Below are 15,019 nucleotides of genomic sequence, written 5' to 3'. Positions count from 1 at the left end.
GCGTGAGGACAGTCGTCGGCGCGCCCCGTTCAGCCGCGCGGATCGTAGGGCCGGCCCTCGCGCCAGGCGTTCATCAGCTTTTCCAGCTCGGGGTCGGGATTGTCCGGCAGCACGATGCGCAGCGTGACGAGCAGGTCTCCCCTGTCGCCGTCGCCGCCCTCCGGCAGGCCCTTGCCCTTCAGCCGCAGCGTCCGCCCGCTGGAGGAATTCGGCGGGATCTTCAGTTCGACCTGGCCGTCGAGCGTCGGCACGCGGACGCTGGCACCCAGCACCGCCTCGTAGAGCGACACCGGCAGTTCGTGGCGCAGGTTGCGGCCCTCCACCTTGAACAGCGGATGCGGAGTGACCCTGACGGTGACGATCGCGTCGCCCTCGGCGCCGCCCATCTGGCCGAGCGCGCCCTGGCCGCGCAGCCGGATCTGCTTGCCGTCCTCGATGCCGGCCGGGATCTTGACGTCGACCTCCTTGCCGCTGGGCAGGCGCACCCGCCGGGTCGTGCCGCGGGCCGCCTCGACCAGGTCGACCGAGACCGTCAACGTCACGTCGCCGCCCCGCTGGGGCTGGGCGCCGTGGCGGCTGCGCGTCCCCGCGCCGGCCCCGAACCCGGACGCGCCGCGGCCGCCGCCCATGCCGAAGATCTCGCTCAGCAGGTCGTCGGGATCGATGCCGCCGGCGCCGCCGAAGCCTGCGCCCGCTCCCCCGGGACCGCCCGAGGTGAACGTCCAGCGCATCCCGCCGGGGCCTTCGCGCGTCGTGCCGGCGGCGCCGGGATGGAACCCCTCGAAGCCGGAGAAGCCCGCGAACTTCGGGTTGCCGTCCGCGTCGATCTCCCCGGCGTCGAACTTCGCCCGCTTGTCCTTGTCGTTCAGCAGGTCATAGGCCGCCGTCGCCTCGGAGAAGCGCTCCTTGGCTTTGGGATCGTCCGCGTTGGTGTCGGGATGGTACTTCTTGGCGAGCTTGCGGTACGCCTTCTTGATCTCGCCGGCGCCAGCCGTGCGGGACACGCCAAGAACATCGTAGGGATCACGCGCCATGTACAGAAACCGGAATTCAGGGTGAGAAGAAAATATTCCCAACCCGATGTGGGGATTCCCCGTCGGATCGCAAGAGGCCGGATCGCCGTCGCTCGCGTCTCGGGAGGGGGCAGTTCAGCTGCCCCGTGTGTATAGCCGAAATCGCTGCGGTATCCGAGTCCGCCGGATGCCTTGGGCCGACCCGGCCTGCACCGGTGGCGGCCGGCACATCACACCGCATTGCAACGATCGCGAAATCCTGGCGGGCACCGCCCGCAATGCGCCTCCCCGGCAAATTCACCGTCAGTAAATCTCCCATGAGCTGGCTGGGTGCGGGAAGATTTCGTCTAATTTGGTTCGATATTGCCGGCCGGGTGAATCTGGCATCAAGCCCGGATCTCGGATATATTCGGACAAAGACCAGGAACTATACCGGAAATGGTCGGTTTGGAGGGGGTGTCTGACTATGGTGAATTTCAATACAGCCTTTTCTGCGTCCACCGTCATGCTGGCGGCTGCGGTCACCTTCTCAGGGGCGTTCGTTCCGGACGCTGCCGCGTCGGAAGCGTCACTCCGGCATCGCCAGGCGTTTCTCGGCTTCTGGGAGGGCGTCGATGCTCTCGATGGCTCGATCGTGCAGTCGTCGATCAGCGACGTCGACAACGACGGCGTGATCGAGGTCTTCCAGCGCGAGGGATTCTTCACGATCTGCTACAACGGCACCACCAATACGCAGGGCCGCGGCATTTTCATCGGCACCGGCTCGCTGGTGAAGAAGCGGGTGATGAAGGTCGATCTCGAACGCATCTGCGTGAACGACGACGCCACCACCGAGGACCCGGTGCCGTTCACGCGAAAATACGTGCTGAGAGCGGACGGCGAGGTGCTGCAGTTGAAGTTCACCCACGAGCTTCTGTTGCACCGCACCAGCAAGTAACGCCGCGCTACGTTTCAGGACCGTCGGCCACTTTGCAGGTGAGACGCGTGCTCACGCCTCCGTCCCCGCGGAGGTGCCCGCCTCTCCCGGCGTCACCGCGAAGCTCAGCGAGCACGTCAGGCCGTTGGCGCTGACGATCCGCAGCCTGCCGCCGACCTGCCGGGCGAGGCCCCGCATCAGCCGGCTGCCGACACCGGGTTGCGTGCCCGGCGCAAAGCCGCGGCCATTGTCGGAAACGGTCAGCGTGCCGCGCCCGTTGCGCACCCGGAAGCGCACCAGGATGCGGCCGCTCCGCCCGGGCGCGAACGCATATTTCGCCGCGTTCGTGACGAACTCGTTGAGGATCAGTCCGATCGGAACGGCCTGGTCGACATGCAGCGCGCAGGGCTGCAGCTGGCAAACGATCGCTATGTCCGATTCCGACAGCACCGAGTGCTCCAGATTGCGGCAGATCTCGCCGAGATAGGCCTGCGCATCGACTGTCTGCACCTGACCCGACCGGTAGAGCTGGCCGTGCAGGTAGGCGATGGTGTTGACCCGCTCGATTGCCCGCTCGAAATCGAGCCTGGCCGCGGGATCGGTCTGGCGACTGCCTTTCAGGCGCAGCATGCTGACGATCATCGCCAGGTGGTTCTTGACCCGGTGGCCGAGTTCGTTGAGCAGCAGCGTCTGTTTCTCGAGCGCGGCGTTGCGCTCCGCTTCGATGCGCTGCCGGTCGGTGACGTCCAGGCAAGCGCCCACCATGTAGGCCGGACTGCCGTCGGGATTTTTCACCAGCGAGCTGCGGTCGTAGATCCAGCGGATCTCGCCGTCGACGATCGCCCGGAAGCGGTAGTCGGCGTCGACGCCGGTTTCGATGCAGGCGTCGATCTTCTGCCAGGCGCGCCGCCTGTCGTCTGGATGGATCAGCGCCAGGAACTCGCTCGATGTCCGCGGCGCCCGTTCGCGGGCGATCCCGTAGACGCCGCACAGGGCGTCATCCCATTCGACGATATCCTCTGCGATTTTCCAGGCCCAGGTTCCGGCGCGTGCCGCCTTCAATGCCGCCAGCAGGCGTTCGTGTTCTGTGCGCAGGGCACCCGCGCTGGGAGCCCCGGCCAATTGATTCCGCGTCATTGCGCGATCCCCGAAAAGCTGAAACCCCTCCCGATTGCGAGCGTATTGAACGCCAACGCACCGGTTTGATCAATCAGGCAGACGCGCGGTCCAGCTCACGATACGTATTGCCGTGGCGGGCAGGGAGCCGCCCGGACTGCGGCCGTCCCGGATGCCGGCTCGGACGCGGTGGCGCGGCCGTCAGTAGGCGTTCTTCAGCCTCTGCTCGCGGGTGAACCGTTCGATCGCAAGCCCGATCAGCCGGTCGATGAGGTCGGGGTAGGAAACGCCGCTCGCCTGCCACAGGCGCGGATACATGCTGATCCTGGTGAAGCCGGGAATGGTGTTGATCTCGTTGATCACCACCGACCCGTCCGCCTTCAGGAAGAAGTCGACGCGCGCCATTCCCTCGCAGGCCAGCACCTCGAAGGCCTCGATCGCGAGGTCCCGGATCAGGTCACTGGTCGCCGGCGGGATCTCGGCGGGCACGATGAGCGCCGCGCCGCTCTCGTCGATGTACTTCGCCTCGTAGGAGTAGAACTCGTGGTTCGAGACGATCTCGCCGACGACCGAGGCGATCGGATCGGCGTTGCCCAGCACCGAGCACTCGACCTCCCGCCCCTCGACGAATTCCTCGGCGATCACCTTGCTGTCGTAGAGGAAGGCGTCCTCGATTGCGGCCAGAAAGCCCGACCGGTCGCTCACCTTGTGAACCCCCACGGACGAGCCGAGGTTGGCGGGTTTCACGAAGAAGGGCAGACCGAGCTCCGCCGCGATGGCGTCGAAGTCCGCCTTGCCGGCGGCCTTGAGCACCATGAATCGCGCGATCGGCAGTCCTGCGTCGCGCAGCAGCCGCTTGGCGACGTCCTTGTCCATCCCCACGGCCGAGCCCAGCACGCCGGCGCCGACGAACGGCACGCCTGCGAGCTTCAGCAGGCCCTGCACGGTGCCGTCCTCGCCGAACGGTCCGTGCAGGACGGGAAACACCACGTCGACGGCCGCTCCCGAGGCGTCGGCCGGCAGGCCGCTCAGGGCTCCGCCACTCTGCGGCACCAGCGCGACGCTCCGCTCGTTCTCCCTGTTGAGCCTGATCAGCTTCGGATCGGTGGCGTCCAGCAGGTATCGCGCCTGATCCGGCAACAGCCAGCGGCCCGTCTTGTCGATGCCGATGAGGGACACGTCATACTTGTCCCGGTCGATTGCCTCGGCGACGTTCTTGGCCGACTGGAGCGACACCTCATGCTCGGCCGATTTGCCGCCGAACAGGATCCCGACGCGGATTTTTCGATCTGTCATGATGGCGGTATAGACGATTCTGGCCCCGGTTTCTGCGCATCTGAACGTTTCATGCTGCTGATTTTCGGGCGAGGGAGGCAACGTCGTGGACATTCGCATCGCAACCCCGCGGCTTGTGCTCCGGGCGTGGGACGAGAAAGACGCCGAACAGCTCACGCTGGGCCTCAACGACCTCGAGGTCGCGAGGTGGATGGCCTTCGTCCCGCACCCTTACACCCGGAAAGACGCCGAAAGCTGGATCACGAGATGCCGGGAGATTTCGCGCGATGACATTCGGCCCGCCGCTTACGAATTCGCGGTCGAACTGGAATCTGACCGCGCGGTGATCGGGGGCGTCAGTCTCAACCGGATCGACCGGGAGGCCGGCACGGGTGGCGGAGGCATCTGGATCGCCAGGGCCTGGCAGGGACACGGTTATGGGCGCGAGGCCTTCTCGGCGAAGATCCGGTTCGCCTTCCGCGATCTGGGGCTGACCAAACTGGTCAACGGCTACTTCGAGGGAAACGACAGGTCCTGGGCGATGCAGCGCTCTCTGGGATATCGGCGCGTGGCCGAAGTCGGCAGCCGTTGCATGGCCGACGGCAGGCAGACGGTCGAACACGTAACGGCGCTGCTGCGTAGCGACTGGCGGGATTGCGATGCTTGAGGCTAGGCCGGGCTCACGCTCCCGGGGGCAAGCGAGCCCGATCCGGAGCCCGGATGGAGCGGCAGCGTAATCCGGGAGCCGCGCCGGCGGCACGGCCAGGCCGGGGCGGGGAGCCGTACCGCCGTTCCCGGATTACGCGTGCGCTTCATCCAGGCTACGGGCATTCCATCGGTCAGCCGGAGCAGGTGCGGCAGCCGCCCCGCCGGCCCCGCCGGGACAGGACCGGTGACGTCGCCGGTAAGAGATGCAACCCACCTCCGCCGTCATGCCCGGCCTTGTGCCGGGCATCCACGGACAGCGGTCACTGCAGAGAAGACGTGGATGGCCGGGACAGGCCCGGCCATGACGACCGGCGGATGAAATTCTGCAGGCCATGACGTCGGAGTTGCATTCGGCTGCAGCGAGCCCGATCCGTAGCCCGGATGGAGCGGCAGCGTAATCCGGGAGCCGCGCCGGCGGCACGATCGGGCCGGTGAGGGGGCCGCATCGCCGTTCCCGGATTACGCGTGCGCTTCATCCAGGCTACGGGCATTCCATCGGTCACCCCGAGCAGGTGCGGCAGCCGCCCCGCCGGCCCCGCCGGGACAGGACCGGTGACGTCGCCGGTGAGCGATGCGATCCACCTCCGCCGTCATGCCCGGCCATGTGCCGGGCATCCACGGACAGCGGTCACTGCAGAGAAGACGTGGATGGCCGGGACAGGCCCGGCCATGACGACCGGCGGATGAAATTCTGCAGGCCATGACGTCAGAGTTGCATTCGGCTACAGCGAGCCCGATCCGTAGCCCGGATGGAGCGGCAGCGTAATCCGGGAGCCGCGCCGGCGGCACGGTCGGGCCGGTGAGGGGGCCGCGTCGCCGTTCCCGGATTACGCGTGCGCTTCATCCAGGCTACGGGCATTCCATCGGTCAGCCGGAGCAGGTGCGGCAGCCGCCCCGCCGGGACAGGCCCGGCCATGACGCCGGAGTTGCATTCGGCTACAGCGAGCCCGATCCGTAGCGAGCCCGATCCGTAGCCCGGATGGAGCGGCAGCGTAATCCGGGAGCCGCGCCGGCGGCACGGTCGGGCCGGGGCGGCGAGCCGTACCGCCGTTCCCGGATTACGCGTGCGCTTCATCCAGGCTACGGGCATTACATCGGTCACCCCGAGCAGGTGCGGCAGCCGCCCCGCCGGCCCCGCCGGGACAGGACCGCTGACGTCGCCGGTGAGCGATGCAATCCACCTCCGCCGTCATGCCCGGCCCTGTGCCGGGCATCCACGGACAGCGGGCACCGCGCGAACATGCTTCCAAGCGGCACCCTGCGATTTCAGGCCCGGGCGACGAGTGGCGGCGGCGTCTGGTCGCTGGATGGCATCTGTTTCCGGGGGAGCCCGAGCGCATCGCAGGCCTGTGCCGCAAACCTGCCGATGGCGGGCGTGGCGATCCCCTGGTTCGCGCAATTGCGGGCATGTTCGAGCGCTTCGTCCCATTTGGACAGGCGCAGGAAGCTGAAGATCAGTTTCTCGTAGAGGCGTTCGGTGGGTTCGCCACGCTCCAGACAGGTCAGGAGCATGGCGTTCGCCACGTCGGCGCGATTGGCCGAGAGCAGGATGCACGCTGCCGGGAACCGAAGGTCGTCGGACAGCGACGTGCGCACCTGTTCCGCGCCGGGCTTGCCCATTTCCTTGAGCGTGAAGCTCCCCTCTCTCAGCAGGATGTCCTGAAACACCTTTTCGCCGGCCCGGTCGAAGACGTCGTTCAGCTCCGAGCAGTACAGCCCGAAGGCCCGCTCCGGCATGGCCAGTTTGCGGAGGATCCGCGCGCGCAGCCAGTTTGCCCCGAACCGGCTGTCGGCGTGGAAGGGGTGTGGCGCCAGACGGTCCAGCAGCGCCTCGAGTTCCCGCCGGTCCTCGGCATCGTCGACCCGCGCATTGAGGTCGAGCAGGGTGGCCAGTTCCCCGATCGGTGATCCTGGCCCGGCCGGGAAAGCGGCAAGCTGCTCTCGAGCAAAGTCGAGGTCGAGATGGGGCGCCAGGCTGACGGAGGAGATGCGGCAGCTCGCGGCGGTCACGTGTCCAACAACCGGCAGCAACCTGATGTCCAGGTTCTTCTCACCATGCAGGAACAGCCACAGGCAATAGTGCGCGTCGCAGGGTTCCATGGCCTGGTATCTTGGCAGCCGCGACTGGCGATAGTAGCTGGTGCAGATATCCATGATATCGGGCCGTGCGACGAACACCTGGTCACCGACCATGGTCACGCGCTTTCCCGCGTACATCTCCTGCGCCAGTCCATCGACGAATACGATGCCGTTCGCCACGTCGTCCGCGATGCGCTCGAGCACGGTGTCCAGGTTGCGGGCGAACAAGGTATCCGGTCGCATGCGGATGACGATGTCGAAGGCTTTGCCGCCGTCGTCTTCCAGTTGCCGACGTTGCTGGTCAGCCTGGTCGACCAGGTACCACATCCTGATATTGTTGTCGGAGTCTTCGACCGCTACCGGCAGGGGAGGCAGGCTGGCGTTCAGTTCAGCCTGCGTCCTGATGTCGACATGGCTTCTGTCGGCGGGAAGAAAGGCGAAATCGGCGAGGCTGACGCGGTCGTCGGCGCCTGATTGCGCATGCCTGTCTTCCAGAAAGGCATAGATGTCTTCGATCGCGCCCGATGCGACGGCGTGGGGACCGGCCAGCAACCCGATTTCATCGGCCATGCTGGTGCGGCGGCGGACGATGTTCTTCGGGAGTGCAGTCCCGCGCCTGTCCCACACCTGCACGATATAGGTGACGTCATGCGCCGTCAGGCTGGCTACCAGGCGCCGGAGATTGTCGAGATTGCCTCTTACCTGCCCGGTAATGCACACGCAGATGCGCATAATCGGTCCTTCATTGCTGCCGTCCTCTTTTAGGTAGCCATTGCTCGATTGGAAAGAGGCTGGCCCGCATGCTCACCGAGCCACGCATGCCTCGGCGACGGCTGCGTCTACCGCCGCGTCTGCTCGCTCGGCTTGACGTTCCATCCGCCCCCGTCGCGGCGGCAGGCGTCGGCCACGAAGCTGTCGGCGCGGGCATAGGCGACGGCGGTGATGGCGAGGCGCCGGCAGACCGCGCCGTCCGCGTCGAAGAAGGCGTCGACCGTGGTCACGGTGCCCTCGACCCCGGCATTGTCGGTCTTCCAGGAGAAGGCCTGGCCGTCCTCGCCGCGCTCGGCGGCCGACACCAGCGCGCCGCGCAGCGCCGCCCAGGCCTGGGTCCCGACGCGATCGGCGATGCCCTGTTCCTCGACCGTCTCCTCGGGAATGTCGATGGAGCCGGTGATGAGCTCCGGCTCGCCGTTCATCGGTCCCAGCGGGATCGTCACCGGCAGCGAGCAGGCGGCCGTCAGCATGGCGCCGGCCGCGGCGACCGCGATCCGTACCGCATGCCGCGATCTCGTCAAACGGAGGTTCCTCCGATATATCAGGGCGTCCGGCATCGAACCAGGTATCGCTGCGCGTGGCCGGCTGTCGCCCCGCCACGCATCCAATGGAGCTTCACGTGACCGATTCCACCGCGGAAGGGTTAATTTCCGGTGATTTTATGGAGGCGGCCGAGCCCTTCGACCTGTTCGGCGACTGGCTGGCCGAGGCCACCCGGAGCGAGATCAACGATCCGACGGCCGTCGCGCTGGCAACCGTCGATCCGGACGGCATGCCCAACGTGCGGATGGTGCTGATGCGCGGCCACGACCCGCGCGGCTTCGTGTTCTTCACCAATTACGAGAGCGCCAAGGGTCGCGAGATCCTCGCCGCCGGAAAGGCCGCGATGGGCTTTCACTGGAAGAGCCTGCGCCGCCAGGTGCGCATTCGCGGTCCGGTCGAGCCGGTGAGCGCGGAAGAGGCCGACGAGTATTTCCAGACCCGCCCGCGCGGCAGCCGGATCGGCGCCTGGGCCTCCAAGCAGTCGCGGCCGCTGGAAAGCCGTCATGCGCTGGAGAAGGCGGTGGCGCGCTACACGGCGAAATTCGCCGTCGGCGAGATCCCCCGGCCGGACTACTGGTCGGGCTTCCGCATCAGGCCCGTAGAGATCGAATTCTGGCGCGACGGCATGTTCCGCCTGCACGACCGTCTCGTCTTTTGCCGCGACACTCCGGACGGTGCGTGGTCGAAGCAACGCCTGTATCCTTGAGGTCCGCGCCGCTGGCGCCGACAGGAGACCCGCATGCCGCTGTCCAACGAGATCCGGAAGACGCTGATCCTGACCGGCGCGAGCCGCGGCATCGGCCACGCCACCGTCAAGCGCTTCTCCAGCGCCGGCTGGCGGGTGATCACCTGCTCGCGCCATCCCTTTCCCGAGGATTGCCCCTGGGAAGCCGGTCCGGAGGACCACATCCAGGTCGACCTCGCCGATGAAGGCAACACCTTCGCCGCGATCGCCGAGATGAAGGAGCGGCTGAAGGCGGACGGATCGCGCCTCAACGCACTCGTCAACAACGCCGCCATCTCGCCGAAACTCGAGGACGGCGCGCGGATGGGCGCGATCGACACCACCGTCGACGACTGGAAGACGGTCTTCAACGTCAATTTCTTCGCGCCGATCATGCTCGCCCGCGGCCTCCTCGACGAACTCGCCTCGGTGCGCGGGGCAGTCCTCAACGTCACCTCGATCGCCGGCAGCCGCGTCCATCCCTTCGCCGGCGCCGCCTATGCCACATCGAAGGCGGCGCTCGCCGCGCTGACCCGCGAGATGGCCAACGACTTTGGCCCGCTCGGGGTGCGCGTCAACGCCATCGCGCCGGGCGAGATCGACACCTCGATCCTGTCGCCGGGGACCGAGAAGATCGTCGAGCAGATCCCGATGCGCCGCCTCGGCACGCCTGAGGAGGTCGCCAAGATCATCTACGTGCTGTGCACCGAGACATCGTCCTACGTGAACGGCGCGGAGATCCACATCAACGGCGGCCAGCACGTATAGGCGCCGGATGGTGGTCACGGACCGGTCGGGCGAGGGGGTGTCGGGAGGTTTCGGAGGGCATTCGCGGCTGGTGCGCCTGCTGGCCGGTCTTGGCGCGGTCCTGGCACTGTGGTGGCACACGGACGGCACCGTCCTGGCACAGGCACGGCTGAGCGACGGCAGAACCGCGCGGGCCGGCGGATCGGGAGTGGTGCAGGCCTGGTACGTCCAGCCGACCACCCGCTACCGCCACGGGATCCTCGGCGATCCGGTCGAGGCCGGCGGCCTCGCCGTGCGCGACTCGACCGGCCGGCAGCACGTCTTAACGCTTCCCGACGATTCGGTCTTCGAGGACCTCACACCGCGCCTCGCCGACCTCGATGGCGACGGTGCCGCGGAAGTGGTCGCGGTACGCAGCTACCTGACCCGCGGCTCCGCGCTCGCGGTGTTCGGAATGCGCAACGGGGAACTGGTTCGGCTCGCCGAAACCGCGCCGATCGGCCGGCCCGCGCGGTGGCTGAACCCTGCCGGGATTGCCGATTTCAACGGCGACGGCCGGCCGGAAATCGCCATCGTCAAGACGCCGCATGTCGGCGGAACGCTTGAATTCTGGCGGTTTGGCGCCGGTTCGCTGTCGCGGATCGCCGCAGCCGGCGGCTTCTCAAACCACGTCATCGGCTCGCGTCAGCTCGGCCTGTCGGCGCTCGTCGATGTCGACCGGGACGGGGTCGTCGACCTGGTGCTGCCGGATGCCGGCAGGACCGTGCTGGTTGCCGTCGGCTTGTCCGGCGGCCGGCTCAGGATCATCGGTCGAGCACCGCTGCCGGGTCCGGTCGTCGGCAACCTCGCGGTTGCGGGCGAGAGGATCTCCGCCGGCCTTGCCGGAGGCGGTCGGGCCTCTGTGTCGCTGGCGGATTTCCGCTGAACGAACCCGACCGGCTGCCCGCGGCGCCTCAGTCGGTCGCGAAATCGGTCTCGGCAAACGGGAACGCCCTCTTCGAGGACGTTTCGTCCTTGCAGGCGCCCTTGCCGTTCGGCTTGCAAATCGACGCGGCGGCCACGGCGTTGATGCCGATCCGCGACCACCGCACCTCTGTGCTCGGGTCGGTCCGGTCTCCCGTGGCTGCCTGTGCTGAACTTCTAGTCATATCGATCACTCTTTATGCACCGCGTTGAACAATCGCGCGGCATAGTGTGTGAGACTGTGGCGTATCTACGGCGACCGCAACCGGCAAATCCGCTTTTCCGTTCGTCCGTGCCGTCTGTTGCGTTTTCGTGACATTCAGCCGTCCGCCACGCCGGTCACCTGACTATTGGACCGGCACAAAGTTAACGGGGCGATAAGATCAATGTTCCGGACGAATTATTTCAGCTGGCAAACCAAGTCCCTGTCGGCGAGCTTTGTCGGCAACGGGAGGGACAGGCGACGGAACCCGGCGACCCTGTTCTCTCCGGCTCGGCAGCGGCTCTGCCGGTGAACATCAGGGCGGCGGATACCGCCGATATGCCGACGGCACCGTAACGGCCGGTCAGGGCCCGGCCATCGGTTCTCGCTTTGGCGGTCGTGAGCGACATCTCTGCTTCCTTTCCAGGTCGGGCCCGGGGACGGGCCATCGGAGGATGGCTGGGAGCAAAGCAGAGGGGTGCTGAACGGGATTAGAACCGGGCGTTCAGGCGCGGTTCACCGGACGGGCAGCAGGTCAGGCCGACCGGGAGCGCAGCGTGACGAGCGTGATCTCCGGGGGTACCCCGAACCGGACCGGCAGGATCGAGCAGCCGAGCCCGGCCGACACCACCAGGTGCCGATCGTTCTCGACGATGTGGCCGTATGCGAAGCGGTCCCCGTACTGGGATGGGATGACCGGCCGGCCGAGGCCGGGCAGGCGAATCTGGCCGCCGTGCGTATGGCCGGCAAGCGTCACCGCGACCTGCTCCCCCGGGACGTCGACGAAAATGTCCGGTTCGTGCGCCATGAGGACGACGGGAAAACCGTCACCGGCTGCCTCCAGCGTCCCGGGAAGGTCGTCGACGCCGCGGAAGCCACCCTGGTTGTTCTGCATGGCGATCTGGTCGCCGAGCCCGGCGATCCAGAATTTCCGGCCCCGGTGGTTCAGCCGCATGGCGTCGTTTTCGTAGACCGGAATGCCGGCGCGCTTCAGTCCGAAGCGCACGGCGTCTACATCCGTCCACCAGTCGTGATTGCCGAGCACGGCATGAACGCCAAGCGGCGCCGACAGGCGCGACAACGGCTTTGCCCAGTCTTCGGGCTCCACTTCGCGGGTGCGGAACCGCCGCAGTCCCGCGGCAAAGTCGCCAAGCACGACGACGACGTCCGGTTCGAGCTTCAGCGCACGGTCGACGATCTCGTCGATACGCCCGACCGGCATCCAGGGATCGCAGGCATGCAGGTCGGACAATACGGCGATGCGCAGAGCCGGATAACGCCTGGGCCAGGCCGGGCTTTCCACCGCGTGGCGTGCGACGACGAGCCGGAACCTCGGCTCGATCGCGAAGGCGTAGCCGCCCAGAGACACGCCGCTGGCCGCAGTCGCCGCCACACCGGTCAGGAAACCCCTGCGGGTCACCCGCATCCGTTCACCTCACTGCCTGACGCCCCGTGGAATGCGGCTCATTAACATATTCGCGGCCGGCTGACAGCCGGCCGCCGCAGACATGAACCCTTCCCTTGGGGCGGATGTGTGGCGGATGCACAGGACCTGGAGGTCCGTTCAGGCTGCCCGCAGGTTCTCGCTGCCGACCCAGGCTTCGGCACGGTCGAGGGCCCGGCCGAGGCGATCGAACATTTCATCTACCTCCGATTCGGAGATCACGAGCGGCGGACAGAGAGCCACGATGTCGCCGGCCATCGCCCGCAGGATAAGGCCTTCTTCTTCCGCGAACGCGGCGACCCTAGCGCCGACGCCCTTCTTGGAATCGAAGGGCCGCTTGGTAGCCTTGTCGGCAACGAGTTCCAGGGCGCCGATCAGGCCGAGACCTCGCGCCTGGCCCGTCAGCGGGTGCTCGCCGATCGCGTCGAGGCGCTTCTTGAAGGTCGGCGAGACCGAATTCACCTGGCCGACGATGTCGTCGCGCTCGTAGATTTCCAGCGTCTTGACCGCGACGGCAGCCGCAACCGGGTGGCCGGAATAGGTGTAGCCATGGCCGAACGTGCCGATCTTCCGACTCTCGTCGACGGTGGCCTGGTACATGGGATCATCGATGATCACCGCGCCGATCGGCAGGTAGGCCGACGACAGGGCCTTCGCCACCGACACGGTATGCGGCTTCATCCCCATCGCCTCGGCGCCGAACATGGTGCCGAGCCGGCCGAAGCCGCAGATCACCTCGTCGTCGATGAACAGCACGTCGTGCTTGTCCAATACCGCCTTGATCTTCTCGTAGTAGGTCTTCGGCGGGATGATCACGCCGCCGGCGCCCATCACCGGCTCGGCGATGAAGGCGGCGACCGTGTCGGGACCCTCGCGCTGGATCAACTCGTCGAGGCTCGCGGCCATGCGGCTTGCGAAATCCTCCTCCGACTCGCCTGCCTCCATTCCGCGATAGGGGTGCGGGCAATCGGTGTGCAGGATGTTGGCGATCGGCAGGTCGAAGTCGGTGTGGTTGGCCGGCAGGCCGGTGAGGCTCGCCGCCGCCACCGTTACGCCGTGATAGCCGCGGGTCCGGGCGATGATCTTCTTCTTGTTCGGCCGGCCGAGGGCGTTGTTGTAGTACCAGACGAGCTTGATCTGGGTGTCGTTGGCCTCGGAGCCGGAGTTCACGAAGAACACTTTCGACGCCTCGTTCGGCGCGATCGCCTTCAGCTTCTCGGCGAGTTCGATGCCCGGATCATGGCTCTTGCCCGCAAACAGGTGACTGAACGACAGCCGGCGCATCTGGGACGCGGCCGCCTCGACGAGTTCCTCGTTGCCGTAGCCGAGTGCCGTGCACCACAACCCGGCCATGCCCTCGATATATTCCTTGCCGCTCGAATCATAGACATAGATTCCCTGGCCGCGCTCCAGAACCATCGGTCCGGTGTCGCGATGCGTGGCGAGATTGGTATAGGGATGAAGCACCGTCTCGATGTCTCGGACGGCGAGATTGGAAAGCGGCGACATGGACGGGCTCCGTCTGGCTGGAGAGAACTGCGGCATCACAAGCCGATATTCGGGGCAATGTAAAGCTGGCCCGGCGCGTGGCTGCGATGCGCGCCCGTCGGGGCGGGAAGCCGCGAAACCGAGGTGTCGGGACCAATGAGGCGGGTTGCGAGACTGCTCATGGCGACGGGAATGGCGGCGCTGCTTGCGGCCTGCCTGCCGGTCTTGCCCGTCGCTCACGCCGGGACGATCTGCACCATCGTCGCGAACGCGAGGAGCGGCCAGGTTCTGCTGGAGGAGGGCGATTGCGACCGTCGCGTCACGCCGGCATCGACCTTCAAGATCGCCCTGAGCCTCATGGGCTTCGATGCCGGCCTGCTGAAGGACGCGCATGATCCGGTGCTGCCGTTCCGCCAAGGCTATCCGGATTGGGGCGGGGAAGCGTGGACCCAGCCGACCGATCCTGCCAGGTGGATGCGTTATTCGGTGGTCTGGTACTCGCAGCAACTGACCCCGCAACTGGGTGCGGACCGGCTGCACGACTATGCCCAGGCCTTCGGCTACGGCAACGCCGATTTCTCCGGAGACCCGGGCAAGGACAACGGTCTCGAGCGTGCCTGGATCAGCTCGTCGCTGCACATCTCCCCGCGGGAACAGATCGAATTCCTCCGCAAGCTGGTCGGCCGTCAGCTGCCGGTATCCTCTCACGCCGTGGAGATGACCCGGGCGATCGTCGAGACGAATGTGCTGCCCGGCGGCTGGGCGGTATCGGGCAAGACCGGCGGCGCATATCCGCGTCGCCCCGACGGCTCCTTCGACAGGGCGCACGGCTGGGGCTGGTACGTTGGCTGGGCGAGCCGCGGGAGCGACAGCCTCGTGTTCGCCCGGCTGGCGCAGGACGAGGTACAGACACCCGGATCGCCCGGATTGCGAACGCGGGACGGCCTGCTGCGGGAGTGGGACGCGCTCGCCGGCGTCGCGACGCCGAGGTGACCGGCTGCCGCCATCGGCCGAATCCGCGGCTCCG

At 67.0% G+C, this 15,019-nt stretch carries 14 protein-coding genes; 6 read left to right on the top strand and 8 right to left on the bottom strand.

Translation table 11 applies throughout. The annotated features are described in order from the left end of the window. Window positions 1–29: 29 nt before the first annotated feature. A complete protein-coding gene (locus tag V3328_RS09200) occupies window positions 30–1,034 on the bottom strand; it encodes a DnaJ C-terminal domain-containing protein (RefSeq protein ID WP_340329344.1) in 1,005 nt (334 codons plus the stop codon). Between the two features lie 445 nt (window positions 1,035–1,479). Here V3328_RS09200 and V3328_RS09195 point away from each other — a divergent pair, with 445 nt between their 5' ends. After that, window positions 1,480–1,950: a hypothetical protein gene (locus V3328_RS09195; RefSeq protein ID WP_340329343.1), complete on the top strand. Its 471-nt coding sequence runs from the start codon at window positions 1,480–1,482 to the stop codon at window positions 1,948–1,950. 51 nt (window positions 1,951–2,001) lie between these two features. On the opposite strand, the gene V3328_RS09190 is transcribed toward V3328_RS09195, so the two are convergent. Then, entirely contained in the window at window positions 2,002–3,066 is a 1,065-nt protein-coding gene (locus V3328_RS09190; protein WP_340329342.1) for a sensor histidine kinase, read from the bottom strand. A 180-nt stretch (window positions 3,067–3,246) separates the two neighbouring features. Further along, a complete protein-coding gene (ddlA, locus tag V3328_RS09185) occupies window positions 3,247–4,341 on the bottom strand; it encodes a D-alanine--D-alanine ligase (protein WP_340329341.1) in 1,095 nt (364 codons plus the stop codon). Window positions 4,342–4,426: 85 nt separating this feature from the next. On the opposite strand from ddlA, the gene V3328_RS09180 reads away from it, so the two are divergent. Further along, complete coding sequence (locus tag V3328_RS09180) at window positions 4,427–4,987, top strand: GNAT family N-acetyltransferase (protein WP_340329340.1); 561 nt, start codon at window positions 4,427–4,429, stop codon at window positions 4,985–4,987. A gap of 1,307 nt (window positions 4,988–6,294) precedes the next feature. Here the strand turns inward: V3328_RS09180 and V3328_RS09175 are convergent. Together V3328_RS09175 and V3328_RS09170 are read right to left on the bottom strand one after the other, a co-directional pair. Then, a complete protein-coding gene (locus V3328_RS09175) occupies window positions 6,295–7,839 on the bottom strand; it encodes a hypothetical protein (RefSeq protein ID WP_340329339.1) in 1,545 nt (514 codons plus the stop codon). Between the two features lie 107 nt (window positions 7,840–7,946). Next, window positions 7,947–8,402, bottom strand: a complete 456-nt coding sequence (locus V3328_RS09170) for an RT0821/Lpp0805 family surface protein (RefSeq protein WP_340329338.1) — start codon at window positions 8,400–8,402, stop codon at window positions 7,947–7,949. 140 nt (window positions 8,403–8,542) lie between these two features. Here V3328_RS09170 and pdxH point away from each other — a divergent pair, with 140 nt between their 5' ends. From pdxH to V3328_RS09155, 3 genes are read left to right on the top strand one after another with little or no spacing between them, the layout of a single operon-like run. After that, window positions 8,543–9,130 carry a pyridoxamine 5'-phosphate oxidase gene (gene pdxH, locus V3328_RS09165; protein WP_378758935.1) on the top strand — a complete coding sequence of 196 codons (588 nt, stop codon included), beginning with the start codon at window positions 8,543–8,545 and terminating at the stop codon, window positions 9,128–9,130. A 33-nt stretch (window positions 9,131–9,163) separates the two neighbouring features. Next, entirely contained in the window at window positions 9,164–9,916 is a 753-nt protein-coding gene (locus V3328_RS09160; RefSeq protein WP_340329336.1) for an SDR family NAD(P)-dependent oxidoreductase, read from the top strand. Window positions 9,917–9,923: 7 nt separating this feature from the next. After that, window positions 9,924–10,820: an FG-GAP repeat domain-containing protein gene (locus tag V3328_RS09155; RefSeq protein ID WP_340329335.1), complete on the top strand. Its 897-nt coding sequence runs from the start codon at window positions 9,924–9,926 to the stop codon at window positions 10,818–10,820. A gap of 28 nt (window positions 10,821–10,848) precedes the next feature. On the opposite strand, the gene V3328_RS09150 is transcribed toward V3328_RS09155, so the two are convergent. From V3328_RS09150 to V3328_RS09140, 3 genes are all read right to left on the bottom strand, one after another. Then, entirely contained in the window at window positions 10,849–11,043 is a 195-nt protein-coding gene (locus V3328_RS09150) for a hypothetical protein (RefSeq protein WP_340329334.1), read from the bottom strand. A gap of 552 nt (window positions 11,044–11,595) precedes the next feature. Beyond that, window positions 11,596–12,486, bottom strand: coding sequence for a metallophosphoesterase (locus V3328_RS09145; RefSeq protein ID WP_340329333.1), 891 nt, complete (start codon window positions 12,484–12,486; stop codon window positions 11,596–11,598). Between the two features lie 138 nt (window positions 12,487–12,624). Then, window positions 12,625–14,013, bottom strand: a complete 1,389-nt coding sequence (locus tag V3328_RS09140) for an aspartate aminotransferase family protein (RefSeq protein ID WP_340329332.1) — start codon at window positions 14,011–14,013, stop codon at window positions 12,625–12,627. Window positions 14,014–14,148: 135 nt separating this feature from the next. On the opposite strand from V3328_RS09140, the gene blaOXA reads away from it, so the two are divergent. Continuing rightward, on the top strand, window positions 14,149–14,985 hold the full coding sequence (blaOXA, locus tag V3328_RS09135) for a class D beta-lactamase (RefSeq protein WP_378758914.1): 837 nt from the start codon (window positions 14,149–14,151) through the stop codon (window positions 14,983–14,985). The last annotated feature ends 34 nt before the right edge of the window (window positions 14,986–15,019 follow it).

It is taken from the genome of Microbaculum marinum, assembly GCF_037855135.1.
GTDB lineage: Bacteria > Pseudomonadota > Alphaproteobacteria > Rhizobiales > Tepidamorphaceae > Microbaculum > Microbaculum marinum.
Note: the sequence above shows the minus strand (reverse complement) of the source record. Positions and strands in the feature narration are given on the sequence as shown.